Annotated in this window: 16 protein-coding genes; 8 read left to right on the forward strand and 8 right to left on the reverse strand. The window is 40.8% G+C overall.

Translation table 11 applies throughout. The annotated features are described in order from the left end of the window. Positions 1-31 precede the first annotated feature (31 nt). From P162_RS07235 to P162_RS07270, 8 genes are all read left to right on the forward strand, one after another. The gene (locus tag P162_RS07235; RefSeq protein ID WP_031426598.1) at positions 32-1,423 is read left to right on the forward strand and encodes an OmpA family protein; all 1,392 of its coding nucleotides are present in this window, start codon (positions 32-34) and stop codon (positions 1,421-1,423) included. 63 nt (positions 1,424-1,486) lie between these two features. Continuing rightward, positions 1,487-4,201 (forward strand): PD-(D/E)XK nuclease family protein, encoded by a 2,715-nt coding sequence (locus P162_RS07240; RefSeq protein ID WP_031426599.1) that lies wholly within the window; start codon positions 1,487-1,489, stop codon positions 4,199-4,201. A gap of 140 nt (positions 4,202-4,341) precedes the next feature. Beyond that, positions 4,342-5,193, forward strand: coding sequence for an EboA domain-containing protein (locus P162_RS07245; protein WP_051907816.1), 852 nt, complete (start codon positions 4,342-4,344; stop codon positions 5,191-5,193). 2 nt (positions 5,194-5,195) lie between these two features. After that, positions 5,196-6,104, forward strand: coding sequence for a TatD family hydrolase (locus P162_RS07250; protein WP_031426602.1), 909 nt, complete (start codon positions 5,196-5,198; stop codon positions 6,102-6,104). Beyond that, positions 6,104-6,994 carry a UbiA-like protein EboC gene (gene eboC / locus P162_RS07255; protein ID WP_031426603.1) on the forward strand — a complete coding sequence of 297 codons (891 nt, stop codon included), beginning with the start codon at positions 6,104-6,106 and terminating at the stop codon, positions 6,992-6,994. Before P162_RS07250 ends, eboC begins: the two co-directional genes overlap by 1 nt. Before the next feature lie 165 nt (positions 6,995-7,159). Further along, positions 7,160-8,365, forward strand: coding sequence for a metabolite traffic protein EboE (gene eboE, locus P162_RS07260; RefSeq protein ID WP_031426604.1), 1,206 nt, complete (start codon positions 7,160-7,162; stop codon positions 8,363-8,365). Beyond that, positions 8,362-9,735 carry an alkaline phosphatase family protein gene (locus P162_RS07265; RefSeq protein ID WP_031426605.1) on the forward strand — a complete coding sequence of 458 codons (1,374 nt, stop codon included), beginning with the start codon at positions 8,362-8,364 and terminating at the stop codon, positions 9,733-9,735. Before eboE ends, P162_RS07265 begins: the two co-directional genes overlap by 4 nt. Positions 9,736-9,741: 6 nt before the next feature. Next, entirely contained in the window at positions 9,742-10,095 is a 354-nt protein-coding gene (locus P162_RS07270) for a transmembrane 220 family protein (RefSeq protein WP_031426606.1), read from the forward strand. Between the two features lie 207 nt (positions 10,096-10,302). On the opposite strand, the gene P162_RS07275 is transcribed toward P162_RS07270, so the two are convergent. The 8 genes from P162_RS07275 to P162_RS07310 form a co-directional block, all read right to left on the reverse strand. Beyond that, positions 10,303-11,211, reverse strand: coding sequence for an alpha/beta hydrolase (locus P162_RS07275; protein WP_031426608.1), 909 nt, complete (start codon positions 11,209-11,211; stop codon positions 10,303-10,305). A gap of 146 nt (positions 11,212-11,357) precedes the next feature. Further along, positions 11,358-12,278 (reverse strand): T9SS type A sorting domain-containing protein, encoded by a 921-nt coding sequence (locus P162_RS07280; protein ID WP_031426609.1) that lies wholly within the window; start codon positions 12,276-12,278, stop codon positions 11,358-11,360. A 47-nt stretch (positions 12,279-12,325) separates the two neighbouring features. Next, positions 12,326-13,645, reverse strand: a complete 1,320-nt coding sequence (locus tag P162_RS07285) for a GDSL-type esterase/lipase family protein (protein WP_031426610.1) — start codon at positions 13,643-13,645, stop codon at positions 12,326-12,328. A 31-nt stretch (positions 13,646-13,676) separates the two neighbouring features. Continuing rightward, positions 13,677-15,947, reverse strand: a complete 2,271-nt coding sequence (gene bglX, locus P162_RS07290) for a beta-glucosidase BglX (RefSeq protein WP_031426612.1) — start codon at positions 15,945-15,947, stop codon at positions 13,677-13,679. After that, a complete protein-coding gene (locus P162_RS07295; protein ID WP_031426613.1) occupies positions 15,947-16,759 on the reverse strand; it encodes a prolyl oligopeptidase family serine peptidase in 813 nt (270 codons plus the stop codon). Before P162_RS07295 ends, bglX begins: the two co-directional genes overlap by 1 nt. A 52-nt stretch (positions 16,760-16,811) precedes the next feature. Beyond that, entirely contained in the window at positions 16,812-18,197 is a 1,386-nt protein-coding gene (locus tag P162_RS07300) for a glucoamylase family protein (protein WP_031426614.1), read from the reverse strand. A gap of 1 nt (position 18,198) precedes the next feature. Continuing rightward, positions 18,199-19,578: a glucoamylase family protein gene (locus tag P162_RS07305; RefSeq protein WP_031426615.1), complete on the reverse strand. Its 1,380-nt coding sequence runs from the start codon at positions 19,576-19,578 to the stop codon at positions 18,199-18,201. Then, positions 19,572-20,993, reverse strand: coding sequence for a RagB/SusD family nutrient uptake outer membrane protein (locus P162_RS07310; RefSeq protein WP_031426616.1), 1,422 nt, complete (start codon positions 20,991-20,993; stop codon positions 19,572-19,574). Before P162_RS07310 ends, P162_RS07305 begins: the two co-directional genes overlap by 7 nt. Positions 20,994-21,004: the final 11 nt, after the last annotated feature.

Here is a 21,004-nt window from a genome sequence, read left to right on the forward strand (position 1 = left end):
CCTAATTAACACTTAAAATTACAATTAAAATATGAAAAATCTTAGCAGATTACTTTTGTTCGCTGCGCTCGTTTTCTTCGGAACGAATGCTGTGAATGCACAAGACAAGAATAATCCGTGGGGAATATCTATTGGCGTAAATGCTATTGATACTTACCCTGTAGGAGATGCGATGGCCAATGGTATGCGTGGTGAGTTCTTAGATGAATTTTATAACGTAGATGACCACTGGAATATCCTTCCATCAGTTTCTACAATAGAAGTTAGCCGTTATGTAGGTGATGGTTTCATCTTTGGCGTTCGTGGATCTATCAACAAAATTGATAAATTAGGCGACGTTAGTGCAGATGATCTAGCTTACTACTCTGTAGATGGTATGATTGCTTATAGCTTCCGCGATGCTCTTTTTGGAGAAGGTGGTTGGTTTGACCCTTACTTAGGTATTGGTGGTGGTTATACATTCCTAGACGATGTTTCTAGTTTTGGTACTGCTAACGGAACTGTTGGACTTCGTCTATGGTTGTCTGACAATATCAACTTAAACCTTACTTCTACTTACAAGCATGCGTTTGAAGATCGTTACGTGAAGCATTTCCAACATACTGCTGGAATAGGTTTCGTATTCGGTGGTACAGATTCTGACGGTGATGGTATTTATGACGATGAGGATGAATGCCCAGAAACTCCAGGTCTAGCTGAATTTAACGGTTGTCCTGATACTGACGGTGATGGTATCGCTGATAAAGATGATGCTTGTCCAGATGTTGCTGGTCTTCCAGAATTTAACGGTTGTCCTGATACTGACGGTGATGGTATCGCTGATCCAGAAGATGACTGTCCAGAAGTTGCTGGTGTTCCTGCACTGAACGGATGTCCTGATGCTGATGGCGATGGCGTTAAAGATAGCGAGGATGAATGTCCTAACGAAGCTGGTCCTGCTGCAAACAACGGTTGTCCTTACGCTGATTCAGATAATGACGGTGTATTAGACAAAGATGATGACTGTCCAGAAGTTGCTGGTCCTGCATCTAACAATGGTTGTCCAGAAATTACAGTAGAAGTTCTTGAAGAACTTAATGTTCAAGTACGTACTGTATTATTCGATCTTAACAAATCAACAATTCAACAAGATTCTCAAAGTACTCTTGATGATGTGATCGAAACAATGAAAGAATATCCTAACACACGTTTCTTAATTGAAGGTCACACAGACAGTCAAGGTCGTGATGAGTATAACATGAAGTTATCTCAAGAGCGTGCTCAATCTGTAAAAGATTACATGGAAAGCCACGGTCTTCCTGCAACTCGACTTTCTTCTCAAGGATTTGGTGAAGAGCAACCAGTTGCAACGAATGCTACTGCTGCCGGAAGAGCTAAAAACAGACGTGTTGAGTTATCTCTTATAGAAGATAGCAACGAATAATTGTTTTTAAATATATATTGCGAAAAAGCCTCGAGAAATCGGGGCTTTTTTTATTTTTAGGTTATGACCACATTTATTGATGAGCTCGTAGAGCATTTACTTCAAAGTCAGCATAAGCTGTCTTCTATTCAATTGATACTGCCCTCCAAAAGGGCTGGAACATTACTGAAAAAAAATATTGTCAAACGTCTTGAGGGTACAACTGCAATCCTACCTTTAATACGGAGTATTGAAGAATTGATTGTGGACATGTCAGGATTAGCTTCCGCATCGCAGACGCAGTTACAATTTGAAATGTACAAAGCGTACCTGCAAACGCATACTGATAATCCAGATACATTCATTGAGTTTTTAGCCTGGGCACCGGGTGTTCTGGGAGATTTTAATGAGATTGACCGTTACCTGCTTCCTACTGATTTCTTTTTTGATTACCTCACTGCGATCAAAGAAATGGATTACTGGCAAGCAGATCCAGAACCCACAGCAATGGTTAAGAATTACCTTACTTTCTGGGAACAAATAGCTTTGTTTTATGATGCATTTAATAAGGTTCTTCAAGCGCAAGGCTTAGGGTATCAGGGCATGCAATATCGTGAAGCTGCCGCAGCAGCAGAGATATATACCACAAACAGCCGCGATCATTACATATTTGCAGGTTTCAATGCACTTAATAACGCGGAGCAGCACATCATTCAATCTTTTTTAAAAAATAATGCTTCAGAAATTATTTGGGATATAGATAGTCATTTCCTTTCTGACATGAATTATAACGCAGGTCGTTTCATTAGGGAATATCTGAAAGACTGGAAATATTTTAAAGATAACAGCATACACAAAGGACTGGATTGCTATAAAAACAGGAAGGACATACAGTCCATTGCTATATCAGGAAGTATTGGTCAGGCAAAATACGTAGGCCAGCAGATTGCAGGTTTATCTCAGGAGGAACTGGAGAATACTGCAATAGTTCTTGGCGATGAAGCGCTCTTGCTTCCGTTACTTTCTTCACTGCCTGAAAATGTGGTGAACATCAATATTACTATGGGGCTCCCATTAAATCAAGTTCCTGATGCTTCCTTTTTTGACGCATGGTTATCGCTTCATGATAATATACAGAATTCGGCTTTTATTTGTAGAGATTTGCTTTCTTTCCTTACGCAAAGCCACAGCGAACTACTACTTGAAAATTCCACGAGCTCAATACGTAAAAAAATAGAGAGCGAAAATCTGATTCGCATCACGTCTGATGAGTTGATACGTATATGTGTAGGAGAAGAAGATGTTGCAAGAGCATTGTTTCAGTCCTGGGATACGAATGCAAAAAAAGCAATAGATGCCTCACTTGAGGTGATTAAAATGCTGAAAAACAGGCTAATTCCGTCAAAAAACTGGCTACAATTGGAGTATTTGTTCGCTTTTCAGGAGATTTTCGGCCAACTTGCAGATTTGTCTAAATCCTATCAGTACCTGTCAGATATTAAAAGTCTGCTTTATTTCTACAGGGAGTTGCTTTCTAAAGAAACACTAGACTTTAGGGGCGATCCTTACGCAGGTCTACAGATTATGGGAGTATTGGAATCCCGGGTCCTAGATTTCAAAAATGTGATAATTACGGGATTGAATGAAGGCACACTTCCATCCGGTAAAAGCCAGGGAAGCTTTATTCCTTTTGATCTTAAAAAGGAATACAAACTCCCCACCTATCGTGAAAAAGATGCAATCTACGCCTATCACTTTTTTCGGCTTATACAACGGGCAGAACATATTTACCTTGTGTATAACAATGAATCCACAGGAATACACAGTGCAGAGAAAAGCCGTTTTTTGCTTCAGTTGGAAATAGACCAATTACCAAATCATCAATTCACCCAAATTTCGGCGAACGCAGCCGTGACCATTAGTCCAAAAACGCCAAAAACTATTGAAAAAACGCCTGAAATCATTGAAAAACTCAAAGCCCAGGCAGCTTATGGTTTTTCACCTTCGGCCCTAACTACCTATATTAGAAACCCTATAGATTTTTATTACCGTTACGTTCTAGGAATTCCTGAAATAGATGGTATTGAAGATGTGGTGGCTCATAATACCCTGGGTACGATTGTTCATGAAACACTTGAGCAAATTTATACAGATGCCCTAAATCAAGAACTGAACATAGCATTATTAAAGAAAATGCGTGCAGCTGTACCTAAGGAAATACAAAGGCAATTTGAGAAAATCTATAATCTGGAAAATACTAAAACCGGAAAAAACCTGATCATTTACAATGTTGCCCTCAAGTTTGTTTACAACCTTTTAAATAAGGAACAGGAACTTCTAGAAGCTGGCAATACGCTGGTTATAACCAGTTGTGAGCAAAAATTTACAGCTACACTTCAGCAAGAACCTTTCCCCATAAACCTGCGGGGTACGGTGGATCGCATGGACGTAATGAATGAAACCACCAGAATCATTGATTACAAGACCGGAAATGTCACCGCAGCAGAGCTCAAATTAACAGACTGGGAACTGCTCACCGCAGATTACAAAAAACATGCAAAGGCATTTCAGGTTCTCTGCTATTCCTTAATGTTGTTCAAGAAATCTGGTTTGCCAGATAATCTGGAAGCCGGCGTTATATCCTTTAAAAATCTCAATAGCGGCTTTTTAAAGTTTCATGAAAATAAAAGCACAGAGATAAATGAAGGGTTGATGAACAAATTCGAAGGATTTGCCCTTCAATTGATATATGAAATTCTAGACCTAAATACGCCTTTTGTAGAAAAAGAGGTCTCTTAACGCGTAGGCTTTCCATACTTTTAACCTCCTTCTCAAATAATAATGCCTTTTAATTTAATATCTTGCCGTTTGTTATGGAAACCTTTTGCTTCTCAATAAAATAAGCAGTGTTCAATTGAACCTAAAGAAATTACAACCCTATGAAACCCCAGCAAATAATTGATAAACTTGAATATTATACACAGCATAGTCTGGAGAAAGAATCTCAGGGCTGGCTTGAAGAAAAAATAGACCAAATAATTACCGAAGAATCCGTACGCGCGTTTTTTCTTACGTATACCCTGCTAGCGGAGAAGGTTTCTGCCGCGCCGGTTAGTATTACCGGGGAAACTGAAATGGAACTTTATCTCAAAAATCAAAAAGTCAACGCTCTTGAGATAGCACGTATTTATTTCTTAAATAAGATTTTATCTGCAAAACAAGAGGTTTTTGTACCGCAAGTATCAAAAATCATTCAGATCGCAGACACTTCTGAACTTGAAACTTTTTTAAAATATTTAATTTTACTGCCTAACCCAGAGTCCTTTAAAATGGTTGCGGTAGATGCATTGCGCACCAATATCGCTTCGGTATTTGACGCACTTGCCCTACACAATCCATATCCTGCAAAGTATTTTGAGGATAAACAATGGAACCAGATGTTCTTAAAAGCCGCATTTATGCAGCGCCCTTTAGAAAAGATCGTATCAGTAGATGAACGTGCCAATGCTGACCTTACCCGTATCATTTCAGACTACGCGCATGAACGCTGGGCCGCGGGCCGGGATATAGATCCCTATTTCTGGCGACCCGTAAGCGGTTTTATGAACGAGGTATTACTGGCAGATATGCAACGCCTCTTCATGAATGAAAATCCTGCAGTACAAAAAGCAGCGGCGCTTTGTTGTCATTATTCACAAAATGAAGAAGCAAAAAAATTACTAGCAAACAGCCCAGAACTCTATCAACTCGTAGAAAACAATACACTAAACTGGAATACATTATATAATTGATTATGGAAGATAAACTGAGATTTATAGACCCCCATGTGCATATGACATCCCGCACAACAGATGATTATGAGGCAATGGCCGCAGCAGGAATCGTAGCGCTTATTGAACCCTCTTTCTGGTTGGGACAACCCCGCACCCAGGTAGGTTCCTTTCAGGATTATTACAGCAGTTTAGTGGGTTGGGAACCCTTTCGTGCAAGCCAGTTTGGCATTAAGCATTATTGTACCATAGGACTCAACTCTAAAGAAGCCAATAATGAAGCACTTGCAGAACAGGTGATGGAATTGCTTCCGCTTTACGTGCACAAACAAAATGTGGTCGCCATAGGGGAAATAGGCTACGATGATCAGACTGCCGCTGAAGATAAATATTTCAGGATACAACTTGACCTGGCTAAAGAACTCGGCATGACCGTGCAGATTCACACCCCGCACAGGGATAAAAAATCAGGAACGTTAAAAAGCATGGAAGTATGCCTTGAACATGGTCTTGATCCTGCGAATGTCATAATAGATCATAACAATGAAGAAACGGTGAAAGATGTACTTGATCGCGGTTTTAAAGCGGCATTTACCATCTATCCCAATACAAAGATGGGCAATGATCGTATGGTAGAAGTCGTTAAAAAATACGGCAGCAAAGATATAATCGTTGACAGCTCTGCAGACTGGGGCGTGAGTGATCCCTTAGCGGTTCCCAAAACTGCCGCCCTGATGCTTAAAAAAGGGATATCAAGGGAAGATGTTATCAAAACCTGTTACCAGAATGCCCTTGATGCCTACGGAAGAAATGGGAAAATGAAAGAAGCAGACTGGGAAGATCACAAAGGCATTGACCAGACTGAACTTTTTAATGACAACAGTGTGCTACGTGGTCAAAAACCGAAGGTAGATGCAGATAAAATAGTTTGATGAACCCAGCCTTACAAGGATACTTAAGACTGGCGAGACCCGCCAACCTGCCCACTGCAGCGGCAGATATACTAACTGGTGCGGCTGTGGCAGGATTGTTTACAAGTTTACCGCATAACGAGACGATCTGGTATGACTTTGTTGCACTCGTCTTTTCTTCTGTATTCCTATATGCAGGGGGCGTGGTCTTCAATGATTTTTTTGATTACAGGATTGATCAATTGGAACGTCCAGAACGACCTCTTCCCAGTGGGGTCGTAAGCCTGAAAGCGGCGGCAATTTTCGGTGGTGTTTTAATGCTTCTGGGTATACTATTAGCCTTTTATGCAAATTTTATTGCCGGAGCTATCGCCCTTGTTTTGGCACTGGCCATTCTCACCTATGATGCTTTTTCAAAAAAAAGTGCCTTTTTTGGTCCGCTGAATATGGGTCTTTGCCGCAGCCTTAATCTTTTGCTGGGCATGGCCCTTCTAGTGAAGTTCGGCTATTGGCCTATTGTCTTTACACCATTGATCTATATTGGTGCCATAACCATGATTAGCCAGGGCGAGGTACATGGAAATAATAAAAGAAGTGTTGCTTTTGCCGGGGTGCTTTATTTATTTGTGCTTCTAGGAATTCTTGCTGCTACATTTTTCTGGGAGCTCCAAACCTTACAGGCACTACCCTTTTTACTTGTTTTTGCTTTTCTGATTTTCAAACCCTTATATGAGGCGTATCGAGAAAATTCCCCTAAAAACATTAAAAAGGCGGTAAAAGCAGGCGTAATAGCGCTAATTGTCATGGATGCATGTATTGCCGTAGCATTCTCAGAGTGGTGGGTAGGCCTTCTCGTTTTGCTTCTGCTGCCGCTTTCTATAGGAATGTCAAAACTATTTGCCGTCACATAGCATATTTTGATTTTACATCTGCGGAATTAAATTTAGTCGCTAGGCAGGTTTGTCATGAGGAGCAAAAAGGTATTTTCTAATATCTTTGCATCACTAGATTGAAATATTCCTTCAAAAAAACAGTTAATTCAGATACCACAAACCCCAAAATTACTTTTATAAGTCATGCGCATACCACAAAACAGACATCTTACCTTTTGCACAAATATATACGCGGGGGAAAACTGGAAAACCACGTTTTCTGAACTACAGAAATATATTCCCGGAATAAAAAAAGAACTTGCTCCAAATGAATGGTTTGGTCTTGGCCTGCGCCTTTCTTATACGGCAAGCGAAGAACTTGGACTGGGAGAAAAGCTCTCCGACTTTAAAAAGTGGCTTGATGATAATCAGGTTTATGTTTTTACCATGAACGGTTTTCCTTATGGAAACTTTCATCAAATTCCCGTAAAAGATAGCGTGCATGCGCCTGACTGGACTACAGAGGAACGTCTGGAATATACTAAAAAACTGGCACGTCAACTTGCGGTTCTCCTTCCGGAAGGTGCTTCTGGCGGGATTTCCACATCTCCCATCAGCTATAAGCACTGGCATAAAACAGAAGAAAAACAGCATAAAATACTTCAAAAAGGGGCAGAAAATCTGCTAAAATTGGCGATTTTTCTAGAAAACCTGGAAAAGGAAACCGGTCACCATATTCATATAGATATTGAGCCTGAACCAGATGGGCTATTGGAGAACAGTGACGAAATGATCGCACTTTATACCGAATTCCTCATTCCGCAAGCGGAAGAATATTTCAACGAAAAAACCGGCAAAAAAGGTCAAAATCCGACAATTTTGGTTAAAAATTACCTACAGGTTTGCTACGATATTTGTCATTTTTCACTTGCTTTTGAAGAACCGGAGATAACCTTCGCAAAATTTGCCAGAAATAATATTTCAATAGGTAAGATCCAGATAAGTTCAGCCTTGAAGATCCTTTTTGATCCAGAAAATAAAGATCTTTTATGGGATTCCCTTGCACGGTTCAATGAGGCTACCTATCTGCATCAGGTTACAGAAAAAATAGATGGTAAAGTAATCACTTATTCAGATCTGCCGGAAATTCTTTCAGAAAAGAGAGATTTTAAGGAATTACGTGCGCATTTTCATGTTCCCGTATTTCTAGAAGAATTTCAGGGCTTGTTTTCAACGCAGGATTATATTTTAAAAACCTTAGATTATCTGCAAAAACATCCCGTAACACAGCATCTTGAGGTAGAAACCTATACCTGGGAAGTTCTTCCCGAAAGTTTAAAAATAGATTTATCAAGTTCTATTATCCGTGAATTGCAATGGGTGCTGGAGCGCGTAAAAACAAACATATGAACAAGACGGTCGTTATAAATATTGTAGGGCTTACACAGCGGCTCATTGGCAAGCATACCCCTTTTATAAAGTCTTTTCAGGAAAATGCGGCAAGCGCAACTGTTGATCCCGTTTTGCCTGCCGTGACCTGCAGTGTACAATCAACCTATCTTACCGGGAAATGGCCTTCAGAACATGGAATCGTGGGTAATGGCTGGTACAATAAAGAACAGGCTGAGATCAACTTCTGGAAACAGTCCAACAAAATTGTCGAAGGTGACAAAATCTGGGATCATTTAAAAAAAGAAGATCCCACGTTTACCTGTGCAAATATGTTCTGGTGGTACAATATGTATTCTAATGCCGATTATAGCGTTACGCCGCGCCCCAATTATCTGGCCGATGGCCGAAAAATACCGGATTGTTATTCACACCCGGCAGAATTAAGGGATATCTTGCAGAACGAGTTGGGCATGTTCCCATTATTTAATTTTTGGGGACCAAAAACATCCATAAAATGCAGCAGATGGATCGCCGATGCCTCCCTGCGCACTGACGAACTTTACGATCCTACACTCACATTGATTTACCTGCCGCATATGGATTATAATACGCAACGGCACGGCATTGATTTTGACAAGATTGGTAAAGATCTGGAAGAAATAGATGCCGTTGTAAAAGACCTTGTCACCTATTATGAGAGCAAGAATGCCCATGTAATCCTGTTATCAGAATATGGGATTACAGACGTTGACCAACCTGTTCATTTAAACCGAATTCTGCGAAAGGAAGGCTATCTTGGGATACGTATGGAGCGCGGTCTTGAACTTCTGGACGCGGGTGCGAGTAAGGTTTTTGCCGTTTCAGACCATCAGATAGGCCACATTTATCTCAATGATGTATCCCTTAAAAATGCTGTGATCAAACTCATGGAAAATACCCCTGGCGTGGAAAAAGTACTTACGGGTGAAAGTCGGGCCGAAGCACATCTCGATCATGACCGTGCAGGGGATATTGTGGTCGTAGCAGATAGCCATTCCTGGTTTACCTATTATTTCTGGGATGATGATGATAAAGCTCCAGATTATGCGCGTATGGTGGATATTCATAAAAAACCAGGCTACGATCCCGTAGAAATGCTTACCGATCCAAAGGATAAACTGGTCATGCCAAAAGTTGCCTGGAAACTGCTACGCAAAAAAATGGGTTTCCGTCAGGTACTGGATATCATTCCCCTGCAAGCGGAACTTATTAAAGGTTCACACGGCCGTATTCCGGAAGACACCGCGGATCATCCTATTTTTATTACTAATGGAAAGGGTTTCTTAAAAGGAAATCGTATTCGGGCAATTGACGTTTTTGACCTACTGAGAACGCACGTTCAAAATTAGGGTTTCATGAAAACGTTTTTTTACTGTTTTGCAGCGGTATTTGCCATTCTATTTGGATGGGCTGCTTTTTTACAAAACAATGATCCAGATGCCTTCTTATGGTATTGTATCTATGGATCTGCTGCGGTGGGGTGTGTTCTTTTTATAGCTAAAAAATTGAACTTCCTTATCGCTTATATATTGGCCGTTTCTTATGTAATAGGCGCTTTTTTATCATGGCCAGCGCAATTTGAAGGGGTAGCAATAAACGGTGGGGATATAGATAACATTGAACATGCCAGGGAAGCATTAGGTCTTTTGATAAATGCTGCCGTTCTTATAATCCTTGCATTGAGGATTCAGTGGTTGAGAAACAAATGACAATTTTCAGCAATGCAAAAAAATTGATCTTTACTACGCTTTTATCGCAAAGTAAATTCTAGCGGTTACAGATAATTATAAACTTAAAATGAAACTGGTATTGAAATCATTCCAATACCAGTTTACGTTTCAGCTAGTAATTTATTACGCCCCTCCTATCATTAATCTAAATACTTTTATAGACCCAGGAGTACATTTGATAAGCTGTTAATTCTTCTTCGCAATAGCATCATCTACCTCTATAATTTCGCCTTTATTGACAACTCTATCAATAAATTTTGCAATGCTGTCAACGTAGCCGTAGCCTAATCCTGCCCAATCGTGGTTCCCTTCTTGGGCGGTTGCAAGATAATGGGAGGCATTTAGTGCTTTTAAGCGTTCTGCAATCACCTTTGAGCCGTCTAGCGGAAGAAATCCTACATCGGTTAGTTTACAAAAATGATGTGGCGCACTTTCATACGGAACCAAATTATCTTGTTTGCCATGAATTAGATAGGCAGGCACTGCGTTGCCTTCCTGAATATAACGTGCGTCCAGAATAGCACCCGCAAAGGAAACTACCGCTGCAAATTTATAACGCTCTAAATGAAGGTCTGCATAGCCAGGATAGGCTTGCATATAAACAGTATTTAAAACACCCTCAGCACCTGCGCTGCTACCTACAAGAATAATTTTATTTGCATCAAAATTGAAATCCGACCCATTTTTCAAATAATCCACGGCCTCCAAAATATTTCTGGTATTGGCTTCGAAAGTCTCTATTTTTAAATTTGCCGGACAATCACAACCAAAACCATTGCGCTTTCCTGCACGTGTAAGATCATAGCTTATAGAGGCAACTGCGTATCCCTTTGTTGCCATGGTCTGCGCAAATTTGACTTCTTCAGGATTATCACGCTTTCCACCAGAAAAACCACCTCCATGTACGATTATCAGAAGTGGACGATCTGCTGTTGCCCGTGATTCCTTAGCGGTATAAAAATCAAGCTTTAGCGTGTCCTGATACGTGTGTATCGATTTCTCGATATTGGCATATACCTGTCCTACATAGAGTTCCTGGCTATAGGATGTAAGTACGGCAAACATCGTTAGAAAAATTAGTGAATATGATCGCATAATGTAATCTTTAGAATTGGGTTTATAATCTATTTAAATGTAAAGATTCCCATACTGGATATAAACCAAATATGGGAATCTTTTAAAATATACCTATTGATAGAGTTATAATAAATATAACGCTGTAATAGTAAATAAACTAACGTTTATTTTAATAATAATTTTGAATTATAGCTTTTTCCGTCTGCATCTATCTGAAGAATATAAACTCCAGCAGCGATATTAGCTGAACGATTCCATGTAGTTGAGAAGGTTCCCGCAGGCTGCTTAGCGTTTACGATATTTTCAACCAATCTTCCAGAAAGATCATAGATCGCTATTTTAAGATTAGCTGCTTCTTTTAAATCAAATTTGATTTGGGCACTGTTAGATACAGGATTAGGATAAACTGCAAGAGAAGTGTTAAGCACCTCTGAATCTATAGAAAGAACTTGCTCACTCATAATTAGTTCTACGGCACCTACGTAATAGAATTGATTACCGCTTGTATTATTTGCACCGGCGGTTACATTTACACTAATCTCACCATTAGCATCAGCTTGCATATTCTCAATAATCACTCTGTTGCCTCTGTTCCCATTTACTTCTAATGTAGCAGTCTCAACGGTTGCACCGCTTAATGTATAAAGGGTTTCCTTGCTACCAGCTACTCCAGTTCTTGAAGCAAAAATAGAAAACGTGTAAAACATATTCTGTTGAAGACCGCTTAAGGTAAACTCACCTGCTGGGCGTCCTGGGTTTGAATTAAATGTATTTACTGCTCCAAAAAAACTATCACTAGTTGCCGCAGTAGGAAAAGGAATAGCATCTCCTGCATCAGTTGTTCCATTTGAATTGACACCATCAAAAGCTATATTAACATCAAGGGTAATCCCTGTAGCTAAACCATCACTATCTATTAAATCAGCGATGTTTAAATTAGGGGCATTCTGAACATTTGTACTGACATTATTATAGTTACCAGCTGTTTCATTATCTGGTGCACCAAAGTCAATGTAGGCCTTGGTCTGTGCAAAACTTGCAAATGTGCAAGCCAGAAGAAAAAATAATTGTGTAATTGTTTTCATATAGATTTGGTTTAAATTAATAAAATTTACGGTAAAATTAGATGAAATTAATGAATTAACAGGCGTTGTGCGTTAATTTTTTCATTATAAGATACTTGAAGTATGTATATTCCTGCCTTTAATGCGCCTTTTGACCACGTAGCTTTTCCATTCTGTAAAGGTGTTACAGCGCTATAAACAGTTTTGCCTAAAAGATCATAAACTGTGATTAATGCGTCTCCATTTGCCTGTTTATCAAGTTGAATAGTACAACGCTCGTTCACCGGATTAGGATAAATAATAAAATGACCCGCTGTAGTTATTTCATCATCAATACTTAAATCAATATCGCTTTTGACGCGAACATCAATATCCTTATCCACAACTCTATTGAAGAGAACTAAATGACCAGCGGCATTCATGTGCGTACCATCACCTGAATCATACTGCGGTAATATACCATTATTATCTTCCTGACCCAGATCTGTCCAAAAATCAATAGTCATATTCCCAAATTTCTCGTCTACGGCCTGCAGCATCTCCAATTGAATATTTTTCTTTGTGGTATTTGTACCAAAATCTTTAGGCTGTACCGAAGTTACCCATAATGGTATTTCCGCATCAGCAATTTTCTTGCTTATCAAGTCATAATTGTTCATTTGATCTTCAGCGGGGTAACCATATGCTGCGTCATTAGAGGGCATATTAATAATAATTCCACCCGGATTATATGAAAGCGCCTTCGTGACATTGCGCTGCGTATCAATTGTTCTGCTAACGCCATCCTTGATGGGTGTTCCCGTAGGTAAAATATCATAGGTTGAATAACCTCCCTTTCCCAGATTGATTACCTCAAATCTAGTATCTTTTTGATTGAGATAGGTTTTGTATCTATTTACCCAACTGTCATTTATATCATCAGGACCTACCCCTTCAGCGGTTGAAGAACCTAGTACTACGATGCGATAGACTACATCCTCATCTTTAATAATGGAGAATGTACCGTTGCTGGTATCGCTCAACCCGCCTCCAGAAATACGTATTAGGCAAGTATTCGAGATTTGATTGGGAACTTTAAGGTCGTAATAGCCTAAATCTGCAGAGGTCGTGGACACAGTACTCCATGTACCTCCATTATTCCGTGAAAACTCAATAGATACAGTGGTATTTATTTCAGAACTCTCCCAGGTAATACGCTGAGTTTTACCTGCCTCAAGGATATTATCGCCATTAGGATATGTTAAGGTTAACGTAGCTGCAGTGCTGCTGTTCCTGCTGCTAAGAATCTGCTCCTTGTTTTCATAGCCCCAATATGCAGTGCTGGTAAGGTCTTTTGAAAAGCCCAGGGCGGAAATAAATAATAATAACGCTACGTAAATTTTTTTCATTGTTATACTTTAATAATTATTGTGATTGGGGTTACTTTTTTAATTCAAACTCCACTTTTTCAGAGACATTACTGCTGCCTCCCATAAAAGCCTCAAAGATACCCGCTTCTGCTAAAAAATCTAATGTACTATTATAAAATTTTAAATTTTTTGATGAAAGTGTGATTTTTATCGATTTGCTTTCACCTTTTTTCAACATTACTTTTTTAAAACCTTTTAATTCACGCATTGGTGGCGCAATACTACGTACAACGTCGTGTACATAAAGCTGAACGACTTCCTCCCCATCATATTCGCCAGTGTTCTTAACGGTAACGCTTATATCTATCGATTCTCCCATAGTTATACTAGCCTTATTGACTTTCAAATCACTGTATTCAAAAGTAGTGTAGCTTAAACCATGCCCAAAAGCAAACAACGGACTATTAGCTACATCCAGATAATTGGACTTAAACTTGGACCATTCCGCACCTTCGGGTCTTCCGGTGTTTTTCTGAGCATAGTAAATAGGAACCTGACCCACATTTCTGGGCCATGTTGCGGTCAATTTACCAGATGGGTTATAATTGCCAAAGACAACATCTGCAATTGCATTACCTGCTTCTATACCCGGGTGCCATACCTGAAGGATATCAACTGGTAACGCGTTTAAATCTTCAATGGCAAGCGGGCGACCGCTCATTAAAACAACCGCGACCGGCTTACCGGTTTCCAGCAGGGCTTCGATCAGTTTTAATTGTGGTTCTGGGATTGTGATGTTTGAACGGCTGGAAGCCTCCCCGGTCATTTCGGTAGCTTCACCAATGACCGCAACTACCACATCAGCATTTTTTGCATTCGCAACAGCTTCGTCAATCAATTCCTGCGAACTGCGGGAATCTATTTCGGCACGCATGCCAAATACATTTAATTTTTCCGCAAAGACGGAATCATTTGTAATATTTGAACCTTTTGCATATGTAATTTGCGCATCTGGTGCGACATTCTTAAAACCTTCCAGTACCGGGATGGATAATTGTGGATCTCCCGTAGGTGCCCATGTTCCCAGCATATTATTTTTATTGTCTGCCAACGGACCTACCAAAGCGATTTTAGCATTTTTCTTCAGGGGAAGAATTTTTTGGTCATTTTTCAATAAAACGAAAGAATGTGCAGCCAGTTTTCGGGCAAAACCACGTGATTCCTGGGTTAAAATGTCCGTTTTTGCGCGTTTTTTGTCAATATATTTATAAGGATCTTCAAAGAGACCCAGTTTATATTTGGCTTCCAGGACGCGTAGGGCAGCCTGGGTAATATCGTCTTCGGTGACTTTACCTTCGTCAAGGGATTTTTTTAACGTGGTCAAAAAACCTTCGCCCACCATATCCATGTCCAGACCGGCGTTGAGCGCCAAAGCAGAAACCGCCTGAAGGTCACCCAGGCCGTGCGCGCTCATCTCATTTACTGAAGTATAATCTGAAACCACCAGGCCTTTGAAGCCCCACTGGTCACGCAATAAATCAGTTAGCAGCCATTTATTGCCACTGGCAGGAATACCATCTACGTCATTGAAGGAACTCATGACACTGCCCACACCAGCATCTATCGCAGCTTTGTACGGTGGCAAATATTCATTGAACATATTAATACGGCTCATATCTGTAGTATTATAATCCCGACCCGCTTCTGCAGCGCCATAAAGTGCAAAATGTTTTACGGTGGCGATCATGGTTTTTGGATCGGTCAGATCTGTTCCCTGATATCCGGTTACCATTGCTTTGGCAATAGCCGAACCCAAAAATGGATCTTCGCCTGCACCTTCTGCAATACGACCCCAACGCGGATCGCGGGCGATATCCACCATAGGTGAAAAATTCCAGTTTATACCGTCTGCGGTAGCTTCTAAGGCAGCCACTTCTGCACTGTGTTTTATCAGTTCCATATCCCAACTGGCAGACATGCCCAGTGGAATGGGAAACGTGGTCTTATACCCATGAATAATATCTGAACCAAAAAGCAATGGAATCTTCAACCGGGTTTGATTCACGGCGAGGTCCTGCGCTTCTTTTATCTCTTCAGGACCTGCAATACCAAACAAACCGCCCACATTACCGGCTTTGATCTTAGCTTCCACATTACTGCTTACTACAGAACCGGTCGCCACACCTCCACCCGGTGTCACAAGATTGAGCTGGCCTATTTTTTCATCTATGGTCATTTTATCCAGTAATGCCTGTACTTCTGGAATATCACTTGTGGTCTGCGCAAAACTGAAGCTGAACACACTTAAAAAAAGGGTCAGGAAAGATATATATGTTCTCATTATTCAGGTTTATTTAAAGATTTTGAAAAAATCCATGTAAATAGTTCGGGTTCTGCAAAAGCTTGATCCCAACTGTTGTGATTGGCATTATCGTATAAATTCATTTTTGGGTGTGCACCCGCTTTCAGCAGCGCTTCTGTCATTTTTACTGAATAAAGAGGGTCTACCACATCATCAAGTGCGCCATGAAAAATCCAAAGCGGTGTATTCTTAGCATATGCGGAAGCCGTTTCTGGCGCAGCACCACCACAAATAGCGATCGCTGCTGCAAAAGTATTAGGCTTACGGTATAAAATCTCATACGTGCCCAGTCCACCCATGGAAAGTCCACCTACATATATCCTATTTTGATTTATAAACGGTTTATTTTTAAGACTATCAAGTAGGTTCATGACCTGATCAAGTGCCTTTGTAGGTTCTCCGCCATTTTTAAATGCAAACTTTACTCCGGGACCGCTGCGATCTACATCAGCATTTGACCAATAATCATCCTGTGGGCATTGCGGAAAAACCACAACTGCAGGGAATTTTTTTCGGTTTAGGTCGTTCAAAAACAGTTGGCTGCCGTGAATCAGTTGTTTTTCATTATCACTCCCACGCTCTCCCGCGCCATGTAAAAACAATACTAGAGGATACGATTCTGATTCTGAAAAATGTTCAGGATATAAAATCCTATAGTTTAGGGAATCTCCATTTACAACGAAAAACTCCCTTTTAAACTGTTCCTTTTCCTGCCCAAAAGCCAAGGTAACAACTATCATACCTAGTATAAGAACAAGTTTATGTACTATTTTAGTCAATATATCGGTCATTTGTAATCATTTATGGATGTTTTAGGCAGTTTTCTGATTGTTTTCAGTAAAATTAATACCTGAATTCAAGCTTGTCAAGCCCCGCTTGTATTTGTTCATTTTGCATAAATAAATTCCACAATAGGCCTGTACGGTAATTTTCGATCATGATAATTTGGGGTCCTTGATCAATGGCAAGATAGGCTTCGGCAACCCAATCATATTGCGGACTAAAAGCGTCGTAAAATCCCGCCGGGCCAAGTAATTTCTCCCGATTTTCATTAAAATTATAAAGGGCAGCAAGTGATTTTTCTGAAGTATATGGAATACTGCTTATGGCCGCAGTGGGCGAGATCACACCGGCATCATTTCCCGGTCTGTGCGCATTGTATCCTAAACTCCCATCCGCGTTACGGGAATAGCTCGCGGTCAACCCCCATAACTTCTCGCCATAATCACGATAGCCCAACGGATTTTCCACGCAATATGAATAATTAATCAAACTGTGATTGACATTTACATCCCAATAGTTTGAGTATGCATCGGCCAGATTTCTGGGATCAAGTCCTAGATAGGAATAATGTGCCCAGAACAAGGGACCGCCCATTTCTTCTGCGCCATCGTGTTTTACTAGTAGTGGATAGTTATAGGCTGTATTTGCAGATTGAATACCGCCATTACGGGCCCAACCGGCATCATATACGGCCTTTTCAATTCCAAAATCAGTTGAAGCTGCGGCGAGGATATAGGGAAGCAATGTCTCATTGTATCCCCTTAGTTGAAGATTAATACTGAAACCGGTATTCGGACTCCAATGCCAGTATAGAACGTTCTCGTTTTGAGTAAAAAAATTCCATTCTATACTGTTGACAAGATCAAAAGCTTGTTTAGAAAGTTGCTTTTCCCCTGCAGAACCATCCTTTAAATATTCTCCCACAGTGATCAATCCCTGTGCAAGAAAAGCGGTTTCTACCAGATCTGCACCGTCATCTTCTGCGCTAAAGGGAATAACATTTCCGGTAGACCCATTGATCCAATGCGGCCAGGCACCGTGAAAACGATCAGCGTTTTTTAAAAAACCCAAGATTTGAGTAAACCGTGCCACGCCTTCTGGACGGCTAATAAATTGGCGTTCTATACCAACGATAATACTCATCAGGCCAAAACCCGTACCACCAGTAGTTACTATATTTTGATCTTGTGAAGCGTTGGCAGGAATATAACGCTCACGGGCTGCGCCGGAATTTTTTTCGGCAAAATCCCAGAAATACTTAAAAGTTTCCCGTTGGGTAAGATCAAGAAGATCAGCCTCACTGATTTCAGGATCTGATGCAGGAGGCTGGGAATCTTCAGGATCTACAACCGGGGGGACTTCTTCCTGAACTGCGTCTCCACTATCTGAAGAACAGCCCACGAAAAATAGAATTCCTATTATAAATAAGTATTTTGCAAAATTCATGCTATTCAAGATAAGGGCTTGTGAAGCCCAGTTTGCGCAGACCATTCTGCACATCTTCATTATTCATAAAAAGCTTCCATAAAAGTCCACTTCTATAATTTTCGATCATTACGGGGATAGGGCCCTGATCTATTGCAAGATAACGTCGTTCATACCAGTTGTCCTGAAGACTAAAGGCGTCATAAGGACCATATTTTCCAATCAACGTATCTTCTTTAGTATACATAAAGTTCAAAAAACGCTCGCTTTCCTTCGGTGTATAAGGCATGCTGGAAAGTGCTGCCGTGGGCGAAATAACACCCAGATCGTTACTGGGCTGATGACCCGCATATCCATTCATGGAATAGCTTGAGGTCATTCCCCACATATCTTTTCCATAACCTTTAAAACCCTTGGGGTTATCAACCGCATATTTGTACTGTATCAAAGCGTGATTTGTATTCAGCTCCCAATAATCAGCATATTGATCTTTGAGTCCGTTAGGATCAAGCCCTAAATACGAATAATGTGCCCAGAAAAGTGGCCCTACGGGATCATCCCCATCTGGGTAGTGATCAAGCACCGTTTTTAAGCCATACATCATCGTATCATTCTTAATATTTCCACCTCGCGCCCAGCCTTCTTCGTAAATCTTTTTAGTAATGGGGTGTGTGGGAGAAGCTGCAGCCAGCACGTACATTATAAGTGCTTCGTTGTAACCGGTAACGGCAAAGTTCATGTCCCAGGTATACTTGGGCGACCAGTGCCAATAGAGCACATTTTTTCCTTGCGTATACCAGTCCCATTCTACTTCTTCCCAAAGGATATTGATATCTGCTGCAAGTTGTTTTTCGGCTTCATTACCGTCCTGATAATATTCTTTAACGGCAAGCAACCCTTGAACCAGGAACGCTGTTTCTACCAGGTCACCGCCATCATCCTTCTTACCAAAAGGTTTCACTTTTCCTGTGGTTCCATCCAGCCAATGTGGCCAGGCACCGTGAAAACGGTCAGCTTTCCCAAGAAAATCCACCATTTTCTGAAAACGCTCAAAACCTTCCTTTTTAGGTATAAAACCGCGTTCTATACCAGCTAAAATAGCCATAAGTCCAAAACCAGTACCCCCTATGGTGACCGTGTTTTTATCATTGCTGGGATAAACCCCGTCCATGTGGATACGCTCTGATGCCAGGCCAGAATCTGGATTGCCACCATCCCAGAAATAATTTATGGTCTGCTGCTGCACCGTATCCAGTAAGGCTTCCGTAGAAACGGAATCTGCCGCCGTTGTAGCAACGGCAGCAGATTTCTGTTCATTTTCCTTGTTCTTGCAGCTTATGGTTAAAACGATAAGCGCAAGAACCAAAACAATTTTATTCCTATGTGTTTTTAAGTTTACCATCCTGGATTCTGAGTCATTTCTGGTGTTTGTATCAATTGGTTGTTCGGTATGGGAAACAAATAGTTTCTTTCCTGAAAGGGAAGACCCAGTGCTGTCATTACAGCAGCAGCCTTTTTTGTCCTGACGAGATCAAACCAGCGGTCATGCTCCATAGCTAGCTCCAGTCTTCTTTCCAGAAAGATTGCATCGCCTAATGCCGATTGATCTGTAGTTGTAATATCATCTAAATTTACGCGGTTACGCACTTGATTTAAAGGCGCTAAGGCAGCAGCTGATTGACCTAACTCATTTAGCGCTTCCGCGCGAATAAGTAACAGTTCTGCATAGCGAAGTACACGAATATTCTTATCTGTGTCTTCTTGATCTGTATATGCTGAAGAATAGGCTTTCTCATTATATCTAGGATTTTCAACCCCGGCACTTACTTCTCTCCCATCAAATAAAGTTTCCCCCGCAAAAATGATGGTGGCATCCCGGCGAATTGAATCGCCGGCTGCGTTATAGGCATTCAATAAATCTTCAGAAGGTGTGTTAAAGCCCCAGCCCCATCCACCAGCGCCACGGGCACCTTGGGTCATTGAATATTGTTGCACACCGTGTGCAATGATTTCCCCACGGGCCTGAATTTCAAAAAGGGATTCCATTCCATTTTCTGTAGATTCCCTCCATACGGTTGCATAGTCTGGCTCAAGGCCATAAATGCCAGAATTGATCACATTATTGGTCATATCTGCGGCCTCCTGCCATTTTTCCTGGTATAAATATACTTTTGCAAGTAAACCCTGTGCGGCACCCTTTGTGGCGCGGCCAAGATCCTGAGCGGCATATTCACTTTTTAATGGCAAAGCAGCTATTGCATCCATTAAATCCTGCTCAATATACTCGTAAACCTCAGCCTTTGGCGCGCGGGCTATAAGATCTATTTCCTGAATGGGCACATCTCCAAAAGAACGTACCAACCAGAAATAGTTGAGCGCACGAAGAAATTTTGCCTCACCCATGAGGCGGGAACGTAAGTTTTCATCAATATTGGCATCATTTTGAGTAATCTCTATAGATTGTGATGCACGTCCAATTGTTTTATACCATAATTCCCACATACTCCGTATAGAAGGTGATGATGTAGTATAGGTCAAACCATCCAGCAAATTTTTGTCGGCTCCGGTATCTGTGGGCGAACTCCCTTTGTCCGCATTATCTGAAATGATTTCGGTAATACCTAAAAAGGAGAACGCATAACTAAAGTCAGTATGCATACCATAAACGCCGGTTAAAAAGTCAGCTGGTGTAAAATCATCACCACTATCTGCAGCAACTGGGTTTATTACCTCCACTTCTTCTACAAATTCATCACATGAAGTAACTGCGAAGCCCATAAAGAGGCTGCATATACCTAATTTATATATTGTATTCATAATGAGTTTTT

It is taken from the genome of Flavimarina sp. Hel_I_48, assembly GCF_000733945.1.
In the GTDB taxonomy this organism is placed as follows: Bacteria; Bacteroidota; Bacteroidia; order Flavobacteriales; family Flavobacteriaceae; genus Leeuwenhoekiella.